Source organism: Mycobacterium sp. TH-M15 (assembly GCF_057473705.1).
Genome location: NZ_JBYCLB010000295.1, coordinates 1 through 4,652, shown reverse-complemented (window position 1 = coordinate 4,652; position 4,652 = coordinate 1). Strand labels below are relative to the sequence as shown.

Sequence of the window (4,652 nt, the reverse complement as noted above, 5' to 3'; positions counted from 1 at the left end):
ACTAACCGACGGCCGCTCCGGTCGCGCTGCCGGCGCGTCCCGACCCCCGCCGGCCACCCGGCGCGCCCTTGAGACCGCGCCAGAACAGGTTGAACATCAGCTCGCCGGCGTCGTCGACGTCGGTGTCGCCGGCGCTGATCCGGGTGGCGACCGCCTCGCCGGCGCCGACCAGCGCCATGGCCATCATGTCGAAGTCGGTGCCGGGCCCCGGATCGCGGGTACCCGCCTGCAGCAGGCCGCGCACCAACTCGATGATCCGTTCCCGGCCCTCCCGGACCGTCTGGGCGAACGCCTGGGTGCTGGTGGCCTGGGTGTACATCACGATCCAGGACGACCGGTTGGTGTCGATGTAGCGCAGGAAGGCGAGGATTGCGTTGCGCAGCAAGTCCTTCGGGCTCTGCTGCAGGTCGATGTCGGAGCGCACCTGCTCGACGAAGCGACGCAGCTCGCGGTTCAGGCAGGCGCCGAACAACTCCTCCTTGGAGCCGTAGTACAGGTACAGCATCGGCTTGGAGATCCGCGCCGCGGCCGCGATCGAGTCCATCGAGGTTTCGTGGTAGCCGTTCATCGAGAACATCTGCACGGCCGCGTCGAGCATCTGCTGCTCACGAACGGCGCGCGGTAACCGCTTGCTACCACCGGCCATTGCTGGACGCCCCTTCTCGCTAACCCGCGAGCGTCTATATTACTCCCGAGTAAGCTGCGCGCCCAGCGAATGCGTCACCTGCCGCAGTGCGAGTCCGGCTTCTTGGCGGTGGCCACCCGGGCCAGCGCCGCGTCGACCGCCTCGGTCTTCAACTCGCCGGCGGCGACCGCCTTCTCCAGCCGGTCCAGCACCGCGGGCACCTCGTCGGTGGTGATCCACAGCGCGACGTCGATGCCGGCCTGCAGCGAGCGCAGCACCGCCTCGGCGACCCCGTAGTGCTCGTTGATCGCCGCCATGGACGACAGGTCGTCGCTGAACACCACGCCGTCGAAGCGGGGGCCGTGGTAGCCGGTGCCGTCGCGCAGCAACTGCACCGCGGCCGGGCTCAGGCTGGCCGGGTCGTCGCCGGTGAGCCCCGGCACCTGCATGTGGCCGATCATCACCGCGACCGGCGCCTGGGTGACCAGGGTGCGGTAGGGCACCAGGTCGTCGTCCTGCAACTCGGCCAGCGGCGGGGTGACCACCACCCCGGCGGTGTGCGAGTCCCCGGAGCCGTGCCCGTGGCCGGGGAAGTGCTTCAGCACCGGCAGCAGGCCGGCCTCCCGCAGGCCACGGGCGTACGCGCCGGCGTATTTGGTGACCGTCTCCGGGTCCGCGCTGAACGAGCGGTCGCCGATCACGCTGTCGGCCGGGGCGTCGGTGACATCGACCACCGGCGCGAAGTCGACGGTGATGCCCAGGTCACGCATCTTCTTGCCGCGCTCCAGGGCGAGTTGATACACCTGGTCGGGGGTCTGGTTCCAGGCCAGCTCCCGGGCCGACGGCGAGGTGCCGATCAACGACGACAACCGGGACACCCGGCCGCCCTCCTCGTCGACGCTGACCGCCAGCGGCAGCGGGCCGGCGCCCTTGGCGATCTCGGCCAGCGACCCGTCGGTCAGCATGGACAGCTCGGTCCAGCTGCCGATGAAGATCCCGCCGACGTGCTGGTCGGCCACCACCGCCCGAGCGTCGTCGGCGTCTGTGACCCCGACCATCAGCAGCTGGGCCAGCTTGTCGCGGCCGGACAGGTCCGCGCAGACCGACCGCGGTGCGGCCGCCGACGGCGGCTCGGGTGCGGCCGGGGACTGCTCCTCGGCGGTGCGCGAGCAGCCCAGCAGGGCCGCCGACAGCACGGTCGAGAGCAGCACGGGCAGCAGGAAGCGCGGCAGCGGTGAAGGCATCGTCCCATGCTGTCATGGTTCGGCCCGGTGACCGGACATCCCCCCGTGCTAGGTTGGCGTCCGGGCCGGCCGCCTGGAGCCGACCGCAGCTACGACGTGAAGGGGACGATGATGCGCCGGGTCCTGGTGCCAGCGGCGGTCAGCATCGTGGTCGGCCCGCTGCTGGGCGCCGCGGCGATCTTCGGGATCACCTTGATGGTGCAGCAGGACACCAAGCCGCGGATCGCCAGCGGCGATCCGCAGTCGTCGGTACTGAACCGGGTGGAATACGGCGACCGCGGCTGACCTTCGAATCCCGACCGCATCCGGTGCCGCACCCGCTTCGTCATCGACTGTGGTCCCGGCCCCGCGGCGTCGGCTCTGGCTGGTCGGCGCGGCCGCGCTGCTGTGCAGCTTCGCCCAGTCCCCCGGACGCGTCTCGCCGGACACCAAACTCGACCTGACCGCCAACCCGCTCGGGCTGGTGGCCCGCGCCGCAAACCTGTGGAACAGTGAGCTGCCGTTCGGGCAGACCCAGAACCAGGCCTACGGCTACCTGTTCCCGCAAGGCACCTTCTTCGTCGCCGGCCACCTGGCCGGGCTGCCCGGCTGGGTCACCCAGCGGCTGTGGTGGGCGGCGCTGCTGACGGTCGGGTTCTGGGGGATGCTGCGGCTGGCCGAGGCGCTCAACGACGGCCGCGGCATCGGCAGCCCGACATCGCGGGTGCTCGGTGCCGCCGCCTTCGCCCTCTCCCCCCGGGTGCTGGCCACTCTGGGCACCATCTCGTCGGAGACACTGCCGATGATGCTGGCCCCCTGGGTGCTGCTGCCGGTCGTCCGGGCGCTGCGAGCCGACCCGGACCGGCCGGTGCGGGCGCTGGCCGGGCAGGCCGGGGTGGCCGTCGCGCTGATGGGTGCGGTGAACGCGGTGGCGACCCTGGCCGGCATGCTGCCGGCGATGATCTGGTTGGCCTGCCACCGGCCGAACCGGCGGTGGTGGCGATTCACCGGGTGGTGGCTGATCGCGCTGGTGCCGGCGGTGCTGTGGTGGCTGGTGCCGCTGCTGCTGCTGGGCCGGGTCAGCCCGCCGTTCCTGGACTTCATCGAATCCTCCGGCGTCACCACCCAGTGGACCTCGCTGGTCGAGATGCTCCGCGGCACGCACAGCTGGACACCGTTCGTCGCGCCGGACGCCACCGCGGGCGCGCCGCTGATCACCCGGCCGGTGCTGATCCTGGGCACCTGCCTGGTCGCCGCCGCCGGGCTGGCCGGGCTGGCCGGGCTGGTCCGCCGCCGGCTGCCCGGTGCCGGCCGGCTGGTGACGATGCTGCTGGTCGGCGTGGTGCTGCTGGCCGTCGGCTACTCCGGCGGGCTCGGCTCGCCGGTGGCCCAGCAGGTGCAGGCATTCCTCGACGCCGCCGGCGCCCCGCTGCGCAACCTGCACAAGCTGGAGTCGGTGATCCGGATCCCGCTGGTGCTGGGGTTGGTCGGGCTGCTCGGCCGGATACCGTTGCCGGGCAGCGCACCGGCCGCGGTCTGGCGGCGTGAGTTCACCCACCCCGAACACCACAAACGGGCCGCGGTCGGGCTGGTCGTGCTGGTCGCGTTGCTGGTGAGCACGGCGCTGGCCTGGACCGGGCGGCTCACCCCGACGACCACCTTCACCGCGCTGCCGCAGTACTGGCGCGACGCCGCCGCCTGGCTGGCCGGGCACAACACCGGAACCCCGGCTCCGGGTCGGGTGCTGGTCGCCCCGGGGGCGCCGTTCGCCACCCAGAGCTGGGGAACCAGCCACGACGAGCCGCTGCAGGTGCTCGAGGCCGGTCCCTGGGGGGTGCGCGACTCGATTCCGCTGACGCCGCCGGCGACCATCCGGGCACTGGACTCGGTGCAGCAGCTCTTCGCCGCCGGCCGCCCCTCGGCCGGACTGGCCGACACGCTGGCCCGACAGGGCATCTCCTACCTGGTGCTGCGCAACGACCTGGACCCGGATATCTCGCGGTCGACCCGGCCGATCCTGGCGCACCGCGCCGTCGACGGATCGCCGGGACTGGTCAAGGTGGCCCAGTTCGGCGAGCCGGTCGGCGGCGAGACGGTCGACGGGTTCGTCTCCGACAGCGGGCTGCGGCCACCGTATCCGGCGGTCGAGGTGTACCGGGTGGACCATCGGGCCGGGCCGGCCAATCCCGGGACGCCCTACCTGGCCGACGCCGACGCGCTGCCGCGGGTGGACGGCGGTCCGGAGGTGCTGCTGCGGCTCGACGAGGGGCGCCGGCTGCGCGGGCTGCCGGCGCTCGGGCCGGTGCTGCTCACCGCCGACGCGCGCCGGGCCGGGCTGGCCACACCGCTGGTGACCGTCACCGACACCCCGCTGGCCCGGGAGGTCGACTACGGCCGGGTCGACGACCACGCGTCGGCCACCCGGGCCGTCGGTGACCCCCGGCACACCCACAACCGGGTGGCCGACTACCCGACGCCCGGTGCCGGCACCGTCTTCGCCGGCTGGATCGGCGGGTCGGTGACCGTGTCGAGCTCGTCTTCGGATGCCACCGCACTGCCCGACGTCGCCCCGTCGGCGTCGCCGGCGGCCGCGGTCGACGGCGACCCGACCACCGCCTGGGTCTCCAACGCGCTGCAGACGGCGGTCGGCCAGTGGCTGCAGGTGGACTTCGACCACCCGGTCACCAACGGCACCATCATCGTGACGCCCAGCGCGAGCGCGATCGGCGCCCAAGTCCGCCGTATCCAGATCTCCACCGCCAACGGCACCACCACGCTGCGGTTTGACCGGGCCGGCGAACCGC

4 protein-coding genes are annotated in these 4,652 nt (G+C 72.8%); 2 read left to right on the top strand and 2 right to left on the bottom strand.

Annotation, left to right across the window (positions count from 1 at the left end):
- Position 1 precedes the first annotated feature (1 nt).
- A complete protein-coding gene (locus AC2VNT_RS06945) occupies positions 2-646 on the bottom strand; it encodes a TetR/AcrR family transcriptional regulator (protein WP_486946150.1) in 645 nt (214 codons plus the stop codon).
- Positions 647-720: 74 nt separating this feature from the next.
- Positions 721-1,869: a glycoside hydrolase family 3 N-terminal domain-containing protein gene (locus AC2VNT_RS06940; protein WP_486946149.1), complete on the bottom strand. Its 1,149-nt coding sequence runs from the start codon at positions 1,867-1,869 to the stop codon at positions 721-723.
- Between the two features lie 111 nt (positions 1,870-1,980).
- On the opposite strand from AC2VNT_RS06940, the gene AC2VNT_RS06935 reads away from it, so the two are divergent.
- Entirely contained in the window at positions 1,981-2,154 is a 174-nt protein-coding gene (locus AC2VNT_RS06935; protein WP_486946151.1) for a DUF2613 domain-containing protein, read from the top strand.
- A 49-nt stretch (positions 2,155-2,203) separates the two neighbouring features.
- A partial coding sequence (locus AC2VNT_RS06930; RefSeq protein WP_486946148.1) for an alpha-(1->3)-arabinofuranosyltransferase occupies positions 2,204-4,652 on the top strand: 2,449 nt, incomplete at its 3' end.

Bases quoted from the DNA above. Each gene is read 5' to 3' on its own strand.
- AC2VNT_RS06945 (WP_486946150.1), bottom strand. From the start codon at position 646: ATGGCCGGTGGTAGCAAGCGGTTACCGCGCGCCGTTCGTGAGCAGCAG.
- AC2VNT_RS06940 (WP_486946149.1), bottom strand. From the start codon at position 1,869: ATGCCTTCACCGCTGCCGCGCTTCCTGCTGCCCGTGCTGCTCTCGACC.
- AC2VNT_RS06935 (WP_486946151.1), top strand. From the start codon at position 1,981: ATGCGCCGGGTCCTGGTGCCAGCGGCGGTCAGCATCGTGGTCGGCCCG.